Annotated in this window: 13 protein-coding genes, 3 tRNA genes and 1 pseudogene; 9 read left to right on the forward strand and 8 right to left on the reverse strand. The window is 65.8% G+C overall.

What is annotated here, in order from left to right:
- Positions 1-23 precede the first annotated feature (23 nt).
- Positions 24-962 carry a tetratricopeptide repeat protein gene (locus AACL56_RS13645; RefSeq protein ID WP_339090353.1) on the reverse strand — a complete coding sequence of 313 codons (939 nt, stop codon included), beginning with the start codon at positions 960-962 and terminating at the stop codon, positions 24-26.
- 256 nt (positions 963-1,218) lie between these two features.
- On the opposite strand from AACL56_RS13645, the gene tig reads away from it, so the two are divergent.
- The 9 genes and pseudogenes from tig to AACL56_RS13690 all read left to right on the forward strand — a co-directional run.
- Positions 1,219-2,535 carry a trigger factor gene (gene tig, locus AACL56_RS13650; protein ID WP_339090354.1) on the forward strand — a complete coding sequence of 439 codons (1,317 nt, stop codon included), beginning with the start codon at positions 1,219-1,221 and terminating at the stop codon, positions 2,533-2,535.
- A 115-nt stretch (positions 2,536-2,650) separates the two neighbouring features.
- Positions 2,651-3,259 carry an ATP-dependent Clp endopeptidase proteolytic subunit ClpP gene (gene clpP / locus AACL56_RS13655; RefSeq protein ID WP_339090355.1) on the forward strand — a complete coding sequence of 203 codons (609 nt, stop codon included), beginning with the start codon at positions 2,651-2,653 and terminating at the stop codon, positions 3,257-3,259.
- Positions 3,260-3,387: 128 nt separating this feature from the next.
- A complete protein-coding gene (gene clpX, locus AACL56_RS13660; RefSeq protein ID WP_339090356.1) occupies positions 3,388-4,653 on the forward strand; it encodes an ATP-dependent Clp protease ATP-binding subunit ClpX in 1,266 nt (421 codons plus the stop codon).
- Between the two features lie 23 nt (positions 4,654-4,676).
- Positions 4,677-7,118 (forward strand): endopeptidase La, encoded by a 2,442-nt coding sequence (lon, locus tag AACL56_RS13665; protein ID WP_339090357.1) that lies wholly within the window; start codon positions 4,677-4,679, stop codon positions 7,116-7,118.
- Positions 7,119-7,181: 63 nt separating this feature from the next.
- Positions 7,182-7,257 (forward strand) — tRNA-Gly (locus tag AACL56_RS13670).
- Between the two features lie 61 nt (positions 7,258-7,318).
- Positions 7,319-7,392: transfer RNA gene (locus AACL56_RS13675), tRNA-Cys, on the forward strand.
- Between the two features lie 100 nt (positions 7,393-7,492).
- Positions 7,493-7,584: transfer RNA gene (locus AACL56_RS13680), tRNA-Leu, on the forward strand.
- Positions 7,585-7,604: 20 nt separating this feature from the next.
- On the forward strand, positions 7,605-8,240 hold the full coding sequence (locus AACL56_RS13685) for a DUF6806 family protein (RefSeq protein ID WP_339090358.1): 636 nt from the start codon (positions 7,605-7,607) through the stop codon (positions 8,238-8,240).
- Positions 8,241-8,269: 29 nt separating this feature from the next.
- A pseudogene (locus AACL56_RS13690) lies at positions 8,270-8,641 on the forward strand (MFS transporter); the annotation flags it as partial.
- Here AACL56_RS13690 and AACL56_RS13695 read toward each other — a convergent pair.
- The 7 genes from AACL56_RS13695 to proV form a co-directional block, all read right to left on the reverse strand.
- Positions 8,601-9,581: a hypothetical protein gene (locus AACL56_RS13695; RefSeq protein WP_339090359.1), complete on the reverse strand. Its 981-nt coding sequence runs from the start codon at positions 9,579-9,581 to the stop codon at positions 8,601-8,603. The pseudogene AACL56_RS13690 and the gene AACL56_RS13695 sit on opposite strands and share 41 nt — an antisense overlap.
- Before the next feature lie 88 nt (positions 9,582-9,669).
- Positions 9,670-10,479 (reverse strand): hypothetical protein, encoded by an 810-nt coding sequence (locus tag AACL56_RS13700; protein WP_339090360.1) that lies wholly within the window; start codon positions 10,477-10,479, stop codon positions 9,670-9,672.
- 9 nt (positions 10,480-10,488) lie between these two features.
- Positions 10,489-11,277, reverse strand: a complete 789-nt coding sequence (gene murI, locus AACL56_RS13705) for a glutamate racemase (protein ID WP_339090361.1) — start codon at positions 11,275-11,277, stop codon at positions 10,489-10,491.
- Positions 11,274-12,827, reverse strand: coding sequence for a fumarate hydratase (locus AACL56_RS13710; RefSeq protein ID WP_339090362.1), 1,554 nt, complete (start codon positions 12,825-12,827; stop codon positions 11,274-11,276). Before AACL56_RS13710 ends, murI begins: the two co-directional genes overlap by 4 nt.
- 91 nt (positions 12,828-12,918) lie before the next feature.
- Positions 12,919-13,941 (reverse strand): glycine betaine ABC transporter substrate-binding protein, encoded by a 1,023-nt coding sequence (proX, locus tag AACL56_RS13715; RefSeq protein WP_425337013.1) that lies wholly within the window; start codon positions 13,939-13,941, stop codon positions 12,919-12,921.
- A 17-nt stretch (positions 13,942-13,958) separates the two neighbouring features.
- On the reverse strand, positions 13,959-15,146 hold the full coding sequence (gene proW, locus AACL56_RS13720; RefSeq protein ID WP_339090363.1) for a glycine betaine/L-proline ABC transporter permease ProW: 1,188 nt from the start codon (positions 15,144-15,146) through the stop codon (positions 13,959-13,961).
- A gap of 23 nt (positions 15,147-15,169) precedes the next feature.
- Positions 15,170-16,450 carry a glycine betaine/L-proline ABC transporter ATP-binding protein ProV gene (gene proV / locus AACL56_RS13725; protein ID WP_339090364.1) on the reverse strand — a complete coding sequence of 427 codons (1,281 nt, stop codon included), beginning with the start codon at positions 16,448-16,450 and terminating at the stop codon, positions 15,170-15,172.
- Between the last annotated feature and the right edge of the window lie 77 nt (positions 16,451-16,527).

A 16,527-nucleotide genomic window follows, 5' to 3' on the forward strand; every position in this document is an offset into this window, starting at 1 on the left:
AGGTCAGGACGGGTCACTGCTGCCTACCAGTCGTTGCTGTCGCCGCCATCGCTGCTGCTGCTGTTGTCGTCCCACGAGCCCGTGTCGGTGATGCCGAAGTCGTTGTCGACGATGCGCTCCGGTGCGGGATCGGATGACGACGAGGGCCAGAGGCCGCGGCCCATCTCGGTGTTGCCGCTGTCGGCCACGCGAGGGGTGTCGTTGCGCTCGACGGTGTCGGAGCGGTCGTGCATCCAGTGGCGCACCGCCTCCTGGGCCACGACCGCGCCCACGCCCACCGCCGCGCCGGTCGCCAGGGCCGAGCCGAGGCCCATGCCCTGAGCGGAAGCCGGTGGCGGTGCCTGCATCCAGTTGCCGCCGCCCGGCCCGTAGCTGGGATAGCCGGTGGGAGCGACCGGCGCGTTGGGTGGGTAGGGCGAGGGACCGTACGACGGCGCCGGAGCCGCGGGCGGCGGCACGCGACGGCGGAAGGCGAAGTAGCCCACCAACAGCAACCCCACGAGCGCGATCGGCAGCCAGGGCGCAGAGCCGGTGCGGCTCTGTGTCTGCTCCGGCGCCGCAGGGGGCGTGCTTGCACGCGATGGCTCCGTCGGGGTCGATGCGGCGGCGGCCTTGTCGAGCTTGCCGGTGAGCCGCTCGACGGCCTCGGGCTTAGCGAAGGAAAGATCGGGCGCCAGTTCCCTGGCCTTGGCGAGCGCGCTTCGGGCGCCGTCGAGCTTGCCTTGCGCCGCAAGGAGTTCGGCCTGGACGAAATGGGCCTTGGCGCTGTTGGGGTGGCTCTTGAGCACCTTCTCGATCATCGCGTCGGCGTCGGCCATCCTGCCGCCGTTGGCCGCGTCGTAGATCTGCTGGATGGTGGGCTCGCCGGTGGCAGGCGCATCGGTCTTTGCCAGCGCGAGCGAAGGCATGCCGAATGCCACGACCAGGGTGAAGGCGAGGGCTGCGAACAATCGCTGGAGCATGAGGATTCCTGTGGAAGCAGTCGATGGGGATCAATGTAGGCCTGGAATATTGGGCAAACCTGACCGCCGTGCGCACCGCGGCACGCCCCCATGAAAACCCGCTTTTGCGCCGGATTAGAATCGCGGGTTGCCCAGTTTTGCAGGCGGCACACGTGTGCCGCCGCTTAAATCCCGCCAGCGCGTGTAAGTCCTTGATCTGTATTGACAAATAAAAGACGCAGGCCCCGCGCACCAGCCCCCTTACCAGGAAGACATCATGACCGTGACCGTTGAAACTCTCGAGAAGCTCGAACGCAAGATCACGCTGACCCTGCCGGTCGGCACCATCCAGTCCGAAGTCGATTCGCGCCTCAAGAAGCTCGCGCGCACCGTCAAGATGGACGGCTTCCGCCCCGGCAAGGTGCCGATGAATGTCGTGGCCCAGCGCTATGGCTACTCGGTGCACTACGAAGTCATGAACGACAAGGTCGGCGAGGCTTTCTCGCAAGCCGCCAACGAAGCCAAGCTGCGCGTGGCCGGCCAGCCCCGCATCACCGAGAAGGAAGAGTCGCCCGAAGGCCAGCTCGCCTTCGACGCCGTCTTCGAAGTGTTCCCCGAAGTCAAGATCAACGACCTGTCGGGCGCCGAAGTCGAGAAGCTGTCGGCCGAAGTGGGCGACGACGCCATCGACAAGACCCTGGACATCCTGCGCAAGCAGCGCCGTACCTTCGCCCAGCGCGCGCAAGACGCCGTGGCGCAGGACGACGACCGCGTGACCGTCGACTTCGAAGGCAAGATCGATGGCGAACCCTTCCAGGGCGGCAAGGCCGAAGACTTCCAGTTCGTCGTCGGCGAAGGCCAGATGCTCAAGGAATTCGAAGACGCAGTGCGCGGCATGAAGTCCGGCGACAGCCGCACGTTCCCGCTGTCGTTCCCGGCCGACTACCACGGCAAGGACGTGGCCGGCAAGCAAGCCGACTTCCTCGTGACCGTGAAGAAGATCGAAGCTTCGCACCTGCCCGAAGTCAACGAACAGCTCGCCAAGTCGCTCGGCATTGCCGAAGCCACGGTTGAAGGCCTGCGCGCCGACATCAAGCGCAACCTTGAGCGCGAAGTGAAGTTCCGCCTGCTGGCGCGCAACAAGAACGCCGTGATGGACGCCCTGGTGGCCAACGCCGAACTCGACCTGCCGAACGCCAGCGTGCAATCGGAAGTCAGCCGCATGGTCGAAGGCGCGCGCGCCGAACTGAAGCAGCGCGGCATCAAGGACGCCGACAAGGCCCCGATCCCCGACGAAGTGTTCCGTCCGCAAGCCGAACGCCGCGTGCGTCTGGGCCTCGTGGTGGCCGAACTGGTGCGTGCCAACAACCTGCAGGCCAAGCCCGAGCAGATCAAGGCCCACATCGACGAACTGGCCGCCAGCTACGAGAAGCCGGCCGACGTGGTTCGCTGGTACTTCAGCGACAACAATCGCCTGGCCGAAGTCGAAGCCGTCGTCATCGAGAACAACGTGACCGATTTCGTCCTGGGCAAGGCCAAGGTCAACGAGAAGTCGGTGTCGTTCGACGAACTGATGGCACAGCAGCAGGGCTGATCCCCTTCGCCGCCCGCAACGCCAATGGGGCTTGTGCTTTGCGGCACGAGCCCCATTTCACTCAGGCGTACAGTTCATACAGAGCGAACGATTTCATCTTCCGGAGAGCAAATACATGAGCGCACAGGAAATCCAAGGCCTCGGCATGGTTCCGATGGTCATCGAGCAATCGGGCCGCGGCGAGCGGTCCTATGACATCTACTCGCGCCTCCTCAAGGAGCGCATCATTTTCCTGGTGGGCGAGGTCAACGACCAGACGGCCAATCTCGTGGTGGCGCAGCTGTTGTTCCTCGAGAGCGAGAACCCGGACAAGGACATCTCGTTCTACATCAACTCCCCGGGCGGCAGCGTGAGCGCCGGCATGGCCATCTACGACACCATGCAGTTCATCAAGCCCGACGTGTCGACCATGTGCCTCGGCTTTGCGGCCAGCATGGGCGCGTTCCTGCTCGCGGCTGGCGAAAAGGGCAAGCGCTTCTCGCTGCCCAACTCGAAGATCATGATCCACCAGGTGCTCGGCGGCGCACGCGGCCAGGCCACGGACATCGAGATCCATGCGCGCGACATCCTGCGCACCAAGGACCAGATGAACCGCATCCTGGCCGAGCGCACGGGCCAGCCGCTTGAAAAAGTCAAGACCGACACCGAACGCGACTATTTCCTGACGGCCGACGAGGCCAAGGACTACGGTCTGGTCGACCAGGTCGTTTCCAAGCGCGGATAACGCAGCCGGCGCGGTCAAGGCCGCGGGGCGCCAGTGTCGCCAAATGGCAAAAAACGGCGTTTTCCACACGGGAAACGCCGTTTTTGTTTAGTTATCATTGTCCCTACCCTGTAACGAGGCAAAAGTCCATGGCCGAAAAAAAAGGCTCCTCCAGCGAAAAAACGCTTTATTGCTCGTTCTGCGGCAAGAGCCAGCATGAGGTCAAGAAGCTGATCGCGGGCCCTTCGGTCTTCATCTGCGACGAGTGCATCGACCTCTGCAACGAGATCATCCGCGACGAACTCCCCGCCGGCGAAGAAGCGCGCGAGGCACGCAGCGACCTTCCGACGCCGCTGGAGATCAAGACCAATCTCGACAATTACGTGATCGGCCAGGAGCCGGCCAAGCGCATGCTGTCGGTGGCGGTCTACAACCACTACAAGCGCCTTCGCCACAAGGAAAAGGCCAAGGGCGAGGACGTCGAACTCAGCAAGAGCAACATCCTGCTGATCGGCCCCACGGGCTCGGGCAAGACGCTGCTCGCCCAGACGCTGGCGCGCATGCTCGACGTGCCGTTCGTGATGGCCGACGCCACCACGCTGACCGAGGCCGGCTACGTCGGTGAAGACGTCGAGAACATCATCCAGAAGCTGCTGCAGAGCTGCAACTACGAGGTTGAGCGTGCCCAGCGCGGCATCGTCTACATCGACGAAATCGACAAGATCTCGCGCAAATCCGACAACCCCTCGATCACGCGCGACGTGTCGGGCGAGGGCGTGCAGCAGGCGCTGCTCAAGCTCATCGAAGGCACCATGGCCAGCGTGCCGCCGCAGGGCGGGCGCAAGCATCCGAACCAGGACTTCCTGCAGATCGACACGACCAATATCCTGTTCATCTGCGGCGGCGCTTTCGCCGGCCTCGAGAAGGTCATCGAAAACCGCACCGAGGCCTCGGGCATCGGCTTCGGCGCTTCGGTCAAGAGCAAGCAGCAACGTAGCATCACTGAGGTGTTCCGCGAAGTGGAGCCGGAAGACCTGATCAAGTTCGGCCTGATTCCCGAACTCGTGGGCCGTATGCCCGTGGTCGCCTCGCTTGCGGAGCTCAGTGAGGATGCGCTGGTGCAGATCCTGACCGAGCCGAAGAACGCCGTGGTCAAGCAGTTCACCAAGCTGCTGCAGATGGAAGGCGTAGACCTCGAGATCCGTCCCGCGGCGCTCAAGGCAATTGCTCGCAAGGCGCTGGCACGCAAGACCGGCGCACGCGGCCTGCGGTCGATCCTTGAACAGTCGCTGATCGACACCATGTTCGAACTACCGAACGCGACCAATGTCGACAAGGTGGTGGTCGAGGAATCGACCATCGACGAAAACAAGCCGCCGCTGCTCGTGTACCGCGAAGCGGCGAAAAAGGCCTAAAGCCAAAGACGCGAAGGATCTGCATGTCTGGCCACACCCCATTGCCTCCCGAAGCACTCGACCTGCCGCTGCTGCCGCTGCGCGACGTCGTGGTGTTTCCCCACATGGTGATCCCGCTGTTCGTGGGTCGCCCCAAGAGCATCAAAGCGCTCGAACTGGCCATGGAAGCGGAGCGCCGCATCATGCTGGTGGCTCAGAAGGCCGCTGCCAAGGATGAGCCCTCCGTCGAGGACATGTTCGAAGTCGGTTGCGTCTCGACCATCCTGCAGATGCTCAAGCTGCCCGACGGCACGGTGAAGGTGCTGGTCGAGGGCCAGCAGCGCGCGCGCGTGAACCGCATCGACGACGGCGAGACCCACTTCTCGGCCAACGTGACGCCCGTGTCGGTGGCCGAAGGCGGCGAGAAGGGCACCGAGGTCGAAGCGCTGCGCCGCGCCGTGATGCAGCAGTTCGACCAGTACGTCAAGCTGAACAAGAAAATCCCGCCCGAGATCCTCACCTCGATCTCCAGCATCGACGACCCGGGCCGCCTGGCAGACACCATTGCTGCGCACCTGCCGCTGAAGCTCGACAACAAGCAGGCCGTGCTCGACCTCGACGACGTCAAGGCGCGCCTGGAAAACCTGTTCGGCCAGCTCGAGCGCGAAGTCGACATCCTGAACGTCGACAAGAAGATCCGCGGGCGCGTGAAGCGCCAGATGGAGAAGAACCAGCGCGACTTCTATCTCAACGAGCAGGTCAAGGCCATCCAGAAGGAGCTCGGCGAAGGCGAAGAGGGTGCGGACATCGAGGAGATCGAGAAGAAGATCAAGCTCGCCAAGATGTCCAAGGAAGGCCTGAAGAAGGCCGAGGGCGAGCTCAAGAAGCTCAAGCTCATGTCGCCCATGTCGGCCGAGGCCACGGTGGTGCGCAACTACATCGACGTGCTCATCGGCCTGCCTTGGAGCAAGAAGACCAAGATCAAGCACGACCTGGCCAACGCCGAAGCCGTGCTCAATGCCGACCACTATGGCCTTGAGAAGGTCAAGGACCGCATCCTCGAATATCTCGCGGTGCAACAGCGCGTCGACAAGGTGAAGGCGCCCATCCTGTGCCTTGTGGGCCCTCCGGGTGTCGGCAAGACCTCGCTGGGGCAGTCGATCGCCAAGGCGACTGGCCGCAAGTACACGCGCATGGCGTTGGGTGGCATGCGTGACGAAGCCGAGATCCGCGGCCACCGTCGTACCTACATCGGGGCGCTGCCGGGCAAGGTGCTGCAGGGGCTCAGCAAGATCGGTACGCGCAATCCGCTGTTCCTGCTCGACGAAATCGACAAGCTGGGCACGGATTTCCGCGGTGACCCGTCGAGTGCGTTGCTCGAAGTGCTCGACCCCGAGCAGAACCACACCTTCGGCGACCACTACGTGGAAGTCGACTTCGACCTGAGCGATGTGATGTTCGTCGCCACCTCGAATTCGATGAACATCCCCCCGGCGCTGCTGGACCGGATGGAAGTCATTCGCCTCTCCGGCTACACCGAGGACGAAAAGACCAACATCGCGATCAAGTACCTGCTGCCCAAGCAGATGAAGAACAACGGCGTGAAGGACGACGAGCTTGCCGTTACTGAAGCGGCCGTGCGCGACATCGTGCGCTACTACACGCGTGAAGCGGGTGTGCGTTCGCTCGAGCGCGAGTTGTCCAAGATCTGCCGCAAGGTGGTGAAGGGCTTGTTGCTCAAGCAACTCACGCCGAAGGTCACGGTCGATGGTTCGAACCTCAACGAGTTCCTCGGCGTGCGCAAGTACAGCTTCGGCCTTGCCGAGAAGCAGAACCAGGTGGGCCAGGTGGTCGGCCTGGCGTGGACGGAAGTCGGCGGCGACCTGCTGACGATTGAAGCCGTGACGATGCCCGGGAAGGGCGTGATCAGCCGCACCGGTTCGCTGGGCGACGTGATGAAGGAATCGGTCGAGGCAGCGCGCACGGTGGTGCGCAGCCGCTCGCGTCGTTTGGGCATCAAGGACGAGGTGTTCGAGAAGCGCGACATCCACATCCACGTGCCCGACGGCGCCACTCCGAAAGATGGCCCGAGCGCCGGTGCTGCGATGACAACGGCCTTTGTGTCTGCGCTGACGGGCATCCCCGTGCGCAGCGACGTTGCGATGACCGGCGAGATCACGCTGCGAGGCGAGGTGACCGCCATCGGTGGCCTGAAGGAAAAGCTGCTTGCTGCATTGCGCGGCGGCATCAAGACGGTGCTGATCCCGGAAGAAAATGCGAAGGACCTTCAGGACATTCCCGAGAACGTGAAGAACGGCCTCGAGATCGTGCCTGTGAAGTGGATCGACAAGGTGCTCGAGATCGCTCTCGAGAAGATGCCCGAGCCGCTGTCCGACGAAGAGGTTGCTGCATCGGCTGCTGCCGTGGCCGAGTTGGCCAAGCAGCGCGCTGCGGCGCCGGCTTCCGGAGGTTCGGTCAAGCACTGATCGAATCAGGTCGCAAAACTTGTGAGGCCCCGAAATATTGGTATATAATTCGAGGCTCGAAACGCGGGAATAGCTCAGTTGGTAGAGCGCAACCTTGCCAAGGTTGAGGTCGAGAGTTCGAGACTCTTTTCCCGCTCCAGTTTTGAAAAAGGGAAGCTCCAGCTTCCCTTTTTTTCGCTAGTTCGATTTCGTATTTGCGTGGCGCGATAGCAAAGCGGTTATGCAACGGATTGCAAATCCGTCTAGCCCGGTTCGACTCCGGGTCGCGCCTCCACTCTCTCGGTTCAATCAGATTCGACTCCGACCTCTAGGCCCCGCCAACCGATGTTGTCGGGGCTTGTTTCGTTTGGGTTATCGTCGATGTCCAACCTGACGCCCGGATGGTGAAATTGGTAGACACATCGGACTTAAAATCCGCCGCTTCCTTAATCGGGGCATACGGGTTCGACCCCCGTTCCGGGTACCAAACTTACAAGGGAGCATTCGATGCCTCGCTACAACGCTCCATTTGAAATCCATGTGCACGGCGATGTGCCGCTGCGTTCCGACGTGACCTTCGAGCAGATCCAGGAGGCACTCAAACCCCTGTGGAAGTACGCCGGCGCGAAGTCGCTGGCCGAGGGCGCCACGAGCACCTATGAGGAAGAACCTGGCATCCGCTTCGAGCAGAAGGACCACACGCTGCAGATGTGCTGGACCGTGCCTGGCGATGAAGACTTCCGTCAGGCGCTCGACGAGATGTGCATGGGCCTGAACGAACTGTCCGACCGTGGCGCGGCCATCGAGGTCACGTTCTACGACACCGACTTCGACGAGGAAGAGGGCGACCCCGAGGAAGAGTCGCGCGACGACTTCCTGATGCTCTTCGTCGGCCCCAACCCGGCAGCCATCATGCAGGTGCAGCGCGACCTGCTGGTGGAAGACGTCGTGAACCTGATGGAACGCCACTTCGACGGCGCCGAACTGGGTGGCGTGGTGGCCGAGATCGATCGCCTCTTCAGCGACCGCTTCGACGCGCTGGTGAACTCGCTCGAGATCGGCAAGCGCCCACGCGGTACAGGTGGAACCGGTGGCAGCGGCGGCGGCCACGGCGGCGGTCGCCGCCCGCGTCACCTGCACTGATCCTTCCACCCCCGCGAGAAAGAGGCCGCATGGCCCTGTTTCCCGCCTCTGCGCTGCGCTCGGGAGTGCGCAAGCGCGAAGTGTTCGGCTGGGCGATGTACGACTTCGCCAACTCGGGCTACACCACGGTCGTCATCACCGCGGTGTTCGCCGCCTACTTCGTCGGTGGCATTGCCAAGGGCGCACCCTGGGCGGCCTTCGCATGGACAGCCGCCCTCAGCACCTCCTACGCCATCGTGATGCTCACGATGCCCGCGATCGGCGCTTGGGCCGACCAGCATGCGGCGAAGAAGCGCGTGCTGATGTTCGCCACCGCGGGCTGCGTGCTGGCCACCATCGCGCTGGCTGTTACGCCCCGCTTCACGGGCCTCCCGGGCGTTGCGCTGGCGATGGCGCTGATCTGGCGGCGCCGGCCGGGCCGGCGACGATCAGGTAGTTGCCGTCGGTGCCCTTGTCGATGGAGCGGATGCCCCGGCCGCCGAGTTCCAGCTCGATGGGCGCGCCGAACGTGGCCTGCGTGGCCGTGCCGGCGATGAGCGCGGCGTAGTTCTGCACCGGCACGATCAGCGCCTTTGCGCGCACCGTGTTACCGGTCTGCGGTGCGCGGAAGCCCAGCCACAGGGCGGTGTCGCCCGGCGAGCTGGTCATGCCTTCGATGGAGAAGCCGTCGACGCGCTCGGGCACGATCCCGGCCCCTGCCGACACGGCGAAGCCGAAATGGTCGGCGCCGAGGCCGTGCGCGTTGGTTTTGTCCCAGGCGATGAGCTGCGCTTCGAGCAGCGCGAACTGGCCGACGTAGCTGAAGGCGGTGTCCGCGCCCGTGCCGCTGACCTTGACCGCGAACAGGTGCGAGCGGTCGGCGGCGGCGTCCGCGCCGTCCTTCTTGTTGCTGTTGGAGCCGGTGAAATACAGCGTGTCGCCGATGCGCGTGCCGGCTTCGAGGTCGAGCTCCTTGGTGAGCTTGGGGCCCTCGAGCTCGTAGCTCCATTCCTTCACGGCGGCGCCGCCGGCGCGCGGGTACACGCGCAGCACATTCGATTCGTCGTCCGCCACCAGCATGAAGTCACCGGGCAGGGCGAGGGCCGTCGATGCGTCCGAAGAGCCTTCGGTGGTTCCTGCGTTGGGCGTGAATCGCGCCTGCGAAACGAACAGGCTCGCTTCAGGCTGGGCTTCGGGCTGCGTCGCGGGCGGCTGCACAGCGGGCGGCGTGCTGCCGGCCGGCGGGAAGAAGCTGAAGCCGGCGCCACCACCCCCGCCGCCGCAGGCTGCCAACAGAAGCGAAAGTGCGCTGGCGAGCAACATGGGCTTGAATGGAATGCGTGCCGAAAGATGCGAGTTCATTGTGCGCGGTTGTCCTTTGTAAGAAACCGCGCATCCTGTTGCTTTGGTATGACAGCCCCGTGAAAGACCGGCGCCGTTCAGGCGCTCGTCAGGGAATCTGCTGCCGCAACGACTTCGGCACCCGGTAGCGCTCGCCGTCGTAGCGCAGCGTCACGGTGTTGAACTTCGGGGGCAGCGTCTTCTCGATGCAGCCCTGGTCTTCCTGCTCCTGCGCGCGGCTCTGCCGCAGGGTGCGCGACAGCTGCAGGTCGGCCAGTCCGTTGCTGCTGCCCTTGCCGACCGACAGCATGGTGCGCAGCTTGTCGAAATGCCCGGTGCACGTGGAGTCCCAGCCGCCGTTGTCGTGGTCGAGCTCGACCTCCGGCAGCACCTGGCGCAGTTGCTTGGCGTGGTGCACGTAAAGGCGCACCGTCTCGCTCGCGAGCGGGCTGCCGGGTGCATTGGTGCCGCGGTAGCGCACGCGCAGGCCGAAGGCGCGGGCCTCGGGCGACAGCACATAGCGCGATGTGTCGATGCGGATGTCCTGGATCGAGGTGGTGGCGTCCTCGTCGAGCGCCTCGGGTTGCAGCAGCCGGCCGATGACGGTGTCGCGTTCGGTGTTGCCGTTGTCGGGCCGCTGGATCAGCAAGATCTCGAGATCGAAGACCTTGGCGCCGCGGTCGGTGGTCTCGCGCGGCAGCGGCAGCACCACGATGCTTCGGCCCGGGAACGCGGGCCAGATCTTGCAGGCCGCAAGCCGCTCGTCGAGCGGACGGTTCGGATGCAGCTTGGCATGCATGCGCTCGGCCAGCCCGCTTTCGCAGGCCGCTTGGCTCAGCCCGGCAGCCGACAGCCACAGGACGAAAATTGCGGTGTGGCGCAGCAGGCGCATGGGAGACGGCCGATACGGGAGTTGCATGAAGCCGGGTCAGTCCGCAGTGGTCGTGGAAAGCCCGAGCCAGCGCGACGCCGCGGCCTCGAGCCACGCCACGTCGCCGCTGCCTTGCAGCAGCAGGCTGCCGTCGCCGCTGTCTGCGAGCCGGCCTGCCGACGTCAGCAGGCGCCGCGTCTGCTGCGCAACTGGCACGCCGGTGTCGATGAAGCGCAGCGTGGCCGGCGCGTGCCGGCCGAGTTGATCCTTGACGAGCGGGTAGTGCGTGCAGCCAAGCACCACCGTGTCGACGTCGTCGGGGCCGTCGCCGAAAGGCCCGGCCTCCTTCATGTAGCGCTCGCACAGCTCGGCGATGCCGGCGGTGTCGAAGCCTTCGATGGCCTTCACGAGGCCATCGCATGGCACGGAGCGCACGTCGGCCGAGCCGGCGAAAGAGGCGCGCAGGTTCGCGTACTTGGCGCTGGCCAGCGTGCCGCGCGTGGCCATCACCGACACATGCCCGGTACGGCTCGCCGCCACCGCAGGCTTCAGGCCGGGTTCGAGCCCGACGATCGGCAGCGCCGGATGCTCCGCGCGCAGCAGGTGGATGGCGGCGGTGGTCGCGGTGTTGCAGGCGACCACCAGCGCCTTGATGCCGTGCTCGCGCAGCAGGTGGTCGACCACCGCGCGCGTGCGCTCGATCACGTAGGCGTCTCCGCGTTCGCCGTACGGCGCATAGGCCGTGTCCGCGAAGTACACGAAGTTCTCGTGCGGCAGCTCGGCCCTGAGCGCGGCCAGCACGCTGAGTCCGCCGACCCCGCTGTCGAAGACGCCTACGGTGTTCAAGCGGCTTCCATCATCACGGTCTTGAACTCGCCGCTGGCGATGCGCTTCTGCCACTCGGCCGGGCCGGTGATGTGCGCGCTGGTGCCGCCTGCGTCGACCGCCACCGTCACCGGCATGTCGACCACGTCGAATTCGTAGATGGCCTCCATGCCCAGGTCCTCGAAGCCCACCACCTTCGCGGTCTTGATGGCCTTGCTCACGAGGTAGGCGGCGCCGCCCACGGCCATGAGGTAGGCGCTCTTGTGCTTCTTGATGGCCTCGATGGCGACCGGGCCGCGCTCGGCCTTGCCGATCATGGCGATCAGGCCGGTCTGGGCCAGCATCATCTCGGTGAAGCCGTCCATGCGCGTCGCGGTGGTCGGGCCGGCCGGGCCCACGGCCTCGTCGCCCACCGGGTCGACCGGGCCGACGTAGTAGATGACGCGGTTGGTGAAGTCGACCGGCAGCTTCTCGCCCTTGGCCAGCATGCCCTGGATGCGCTTGTGCGCGGCATCGCGGCCGGTGAGCATCTTGCCGTTGAGCAGCAGCGTGTCGCCGGGCTTCCAGCTTGCAACTTCGGCGGGCGTGAGCTTGTCGAGGTCCACGCGCTTGCTCTTCTTCTCGTCGGGCGCCCAGTTCACGTCGGGCCACAGGTCGAGCGACGGCGGGTCGAGGTACACCGCGCCGCTGCCGTCCATCACGAAATGCGCATGGCGGGTCGCCGCGCAGTTCGGGATCATCGCCACCGGCTTGCTGGCGGCATGCGTCGGGTACATCTTGATCTTGATGTCGAGCACGGTCGCCAGGCCGCCCAGGCCCTGCGCGCCGATGCCCAGCGCGTTGACCTTCTCGTAGAGCTCGATGCGCAGCGCCTCGACCTTGCTCAGCTCGGCGCCCGAGGCCTTCTTGGCCTGCAACTCGTGCATGTCGAGATCGTCCATCAGGCTTTCCTTGGCCATCAGCGCGGCCTTCTCGGCGGTGCCGCCGATGCCGATGCCCAGCATGCCCGGCGGGCACCAGCCGGCGCCCATCGTCGGCACGGTCTTGAGCACCCAGTCGACCACGCTGTCGCCGGGGTTGAGCATGACCAGCTTGCTCTTGTTCTCGCTGCCGCCGCCCTTGGCCGCGACCGTCACCTCGACGGTGTTGCCCGGCACGATCTCGGTGAAGATCACCGCGGGCGTGTTGTCCTTGGTGTTCTTGCGGTCGAACTGCGGGTCGGCCACGACCGAGGCGCGCAGCGTGTTGTCGGGGTGGTTGTAGCCGCGGCGCACGCCTTCGTTGATGGCGTCGTCGAGGCTGCCGGTGAAGCCGCCCCAGCGCACGTCCATGCCCACCTTGAGGAACACGTTGACGATGCCGGTGTCCTGGCAGATCGGCCGGTGGCCGGTGGCGCTCATTTTGCTGTTGGTCAGGATCTGCGCGATGGCGTCCTTCGCCGCCGGGCTCTGCTCGCGCTCGTAGGCCTTGGCGAGGTGGGCGATGTAGTCGGCGGGATGGTAGTAGCTGATGTACTGCAGCGCGGCGCTGATCGATTCGATCAGGTCGGCCTGCTGGATCGTGGTCGTCATGGTGGGGGGAGTCTTTGTTGGAGTGTGAAAAACGCCCCCCGATTATCTCAGCCGCCGCAGGCCCACGCCCGGCGTGCGGCGCCGGCGAAGGCTAGCGCGCCGCGGCCCGCGCCTGCGCGATCCAGCCGTCGAACACCTGCTGGTGCACCTTGATCCAGCCATCGGTGTGGCGCTCGACGTCCTTCTGCGTGTTGGCGCCCTGGCTCATGCGCAGGTTCTGGGCGTTGATGTCGCTGATCGGCAGCTTCATCACCTCGAACAGCCGGGCCGCGGCAGGATTCTTCTCGGCGAACTCGCGGTTGGCGACGATCTGTTCCTGGTTGGCCTGGAACCCGTAGTTCTTGCCATTGGGCAGTTGCGTGTCGGCCTGGCCTTCCTGCGAGGAAGAGAAGGGCACCTGCAGCCATACCACGTCCGTGCCGGGACGCAGCACGGCGCTCACCCAGTAGGGTGTCCAGGTGTAGTACAGCACCGGCTTGTCCTGCTTGAAGCGGGCGATGGTGTCGGCCATCAGCGCGGCGTAGCTGCCCTGCTTGTGGCTGACGGTGTCGCGCAGCTGGTAGGCCGTGAGGTGGTTCTCGATGGCCAGCTCGCAGCCCCAGCCGGGGTTGCAGCCGGTGAGGTCGGCGCGGCCGTCGCCGTCCGCGTCGAACAGCTTCGCGATCGCCGGGTCCTTCAGCTGCGCGATGTTCGTGATGTTGTATTGCTCGGCCGTCTTGCGGTCGATCAGGTAGCCCTGCACCGCGCCGTCGGAATACACGCCCTTGCGCCACAGCTTGGCGTCGCCGCCGCTGTTCTTGTAGAAGTCGGCGTGCAGCAGGCTCCAGTGGTTGGCCATGAAGGTGGCGTCGCCGTTGGCGATGGCCAGGTGCTCGGTGGCGGGCTCGAGGTCCTTCATGGGCTCGACGGTGTAGCCGAGCTTCTCGAGCGCGCGCATCACCAGCAGCGTCTGGAACGCCTCTTCGGCCAGCGAGCTCTTCAGCGGGCGCACCGTCACGCCCTTGCCGGGCAGGTCGTTGGCGGCGTGGGCGGCCACGCCCGAGACGGCGAAGGCCAGCGCCAGCAGGCTGCTTGCGAGGAAGCGGGCAGGCGTTGTCTTGTTCATGCGTTTCATGCTTCCGTGTCCTCCGTTCAATGCGCTTGCGTCGACAGGGCGGGCGCCGGCTCGGCGTGGGTGCGGCCCGGCGCTACGGCGCGCTGCAGCGTGCGCAGCGCGAGGCCGATGGGGCCGGTGTGCCACCAGCGGCGGCCGGCGCTGCGGCGCGACTTGCCCATGGCCTGCGTGAGGCGGTCCAGCGAGATGGCCAGCAGCACGATGCCAAGGCCGCCCACGGTCGCCAGGCCCATGTCGAGCCGGCCGATGCCGCGCAGCACCATCTGGCCGAGGCCGCCCACGGCGATCATCGAGGCGATGACCACCATCGACAGCGACAGCATCAGCGCCTGGTTGATGCCGGCCATGATCGACGGCATGGCCAGCGGCAGCTGCACCTTCACCAGCATCTGCCAGGGCGAGGCGCCGTAGGCGCGCGCGGCCTCGATCAGGTCGGGGCGCACCTGGCGCAGCCCGAGGTTGGTCAGCCGCACCAGCGGGGCCAGCGCGAAGATGATGGTCACGATCACGCCCGGCACGTTGCCGATGCCGAACAGCATCACCACCGGCACGAGGTACACGAAGGCCGGCGTGGTCTGCATCGCGTCGAGCACCGGCCGCATGATGCGTTGCGCGCGGTCGCTGCTGGCCAGCAGCACACCCAGCGGCAGGCCGATGACCATGCAGAACACCAGAGAGGTCAGCACCAGCGACAGCGTCACCATGGCTTCGGGCCAGATGCCCAGCATGGCCACGAGCAGGAGCGCCACCGTGGTGCCGATGGCCAGCGCGCGGCCGGCGAACTGCCAGGCGAACAGGCCGACGAGGGCGATCATCGCCAGCGTCGGCAGGCCGGTGAGCAGGCTCTGCACCCAGTTCAGCGTGCTGTCGATCGGCAGGCGCACCGTCTGGAAGAAGGGGCGGAAATGGGTGACCACCCAGCCCAGGCCGTGGTTGATCCAGGATTCGACCGGCAGCGAGCCGTCCCACAGGCGGTGCAGCTGCAGGCCGCCGGTGGCGGCATCGGCCTGGCCGGCCAGCTGATGAGCGGCATCGGCCGGCGCCGGGGCGTCGAGCCAGGCGCTGGTGGCGGAAGTGTCGGGCGCGGCCGACATGGCTTCCCACGGGTCGACAGGCATCGGCGCGGGCGCCGGGGCCTGGGTGGCCAGCGCGCCCGCGGCGTCGTTCAGGTTGGAGAGTTCGGAGGGCAGTGCGGTGTCGTTCATCAATGGCTCTTTCTCGACGTCGTTCAGGCGGCAGCAGCGGCGGTTGCGGTGGCGGCTTCGGCCGGCGCCGCGGGCTGGTGCTGCGGCTGGTGTGCGGGGTCGATCGGCGGGGTGTCGCGATCGAGGAACTTCAGCAGCGTCGTCTTGCTGATCGCTCCGCAGAAGCGGCCGTCGGCGGCCACCACCGGCACCGCGCAGGGCGCCTGCCCCACCTGGCCGAACAGGCCGGCCACGGGCGCGTCGGCCTCGATCACGCCGAGGTCGTTCAGGAACGCGTGCCGCAGGCCCAGCGGGCCGGAATGGCCGTCGAGCGCGGCGCGCAGCGTGTCGGCCGACACGGTGCCCAGGTAGCGCTTGTTCGGGCTCGTGACGTAGGCGAAATCGCGGTCCTGGTCTTCGAGCAGCTTGAGTGCCGCGCGCGCACCTCGCTCCGGATGCTCGCTGACCACGGTGATCGACTTGCGCGCGATGTCGCCCGCCTTGAACACGGCCGCAGCGTCCACGCCGCGCACGAAGCTGCGCACGTAGTCGTTGGCGGGACTGCGCAGGATCTCGTCGGGCGTGCCGACCTGGATCACCTGGCCGTCCTTCATGATCGCGATGCGGTCGCCGATTCGCATGGCCTCATCGAGATCGTGCGAGATGAAGACGATGGTGCGGCGCTGCTCCTGCTGCAGGCGCAGCAGCTCCGACTGCATCTCGGTGCGGATGATCGGGTCGAGCGCCGAGAAGGCCTCGTCCATCAGCAGGATCGACGGGTCGGACGCCAGCGCGCGCGCCAGGCCCACGCGCTGCTGCATGCCGCCGGAAAGCTCGTCGGGGTAGCTGTCGCCCCAGCCTGCCAGCCCGACTTGCGCGAGCGCGAGCTCGGCCTGTGCCAGGCGGTCCTTCTTGCCCGTGCCGGAAAGTTCGAGGCCGAAGGCGGTGTTCTCGCGCACCGTCATGTGCGGCATCAGCGCAAAAGACTGGAACACCATGCTGATGTCCTTGCGGCGCAGCGCCCGCAGCCGCACGTCGGAGTGGCCGTTGATGTCGGCGCCGTCGATCACGATGCGGCCCGCGGTCGGCTCGATCAGCCGGTTCAGCAGCCGCACCAACGTCGACTTGCCCGAACCAGAGAGCCCCATGATGACGAAGATTTCTCCAGCCTGGATCTCGAAGGTGGCGTCGAACACGCCGATCGACTGACCGGTGCGTGCGAGGATTTCTTTCTTGGAAAGACCTTGGCGGACCAGTTCCAGGGCTTGCTCCGGCTCGTCGCCGAAGACCTTGAAGACGTGGTCGATGAGAATTCCTTTGGCCATTTGCGGGGGGCTCCTTGTTGAAGGGTGGCTGAACATCGCCTCGGGGGAGGCGACGGCGACCGCGCCATCAGCCGATG

The organism is Variovorax paradoxus, assembly GCF_902712855.1.
In the GTDB taxonomy this organism is placed as follows: domain Bacteria; phylum Pseudomonadota; class Gammaproteobacteria; order Burkholderiales; family Burkholderiaceae_C; genus Variovorax; species Variovorax paradoxus_Q.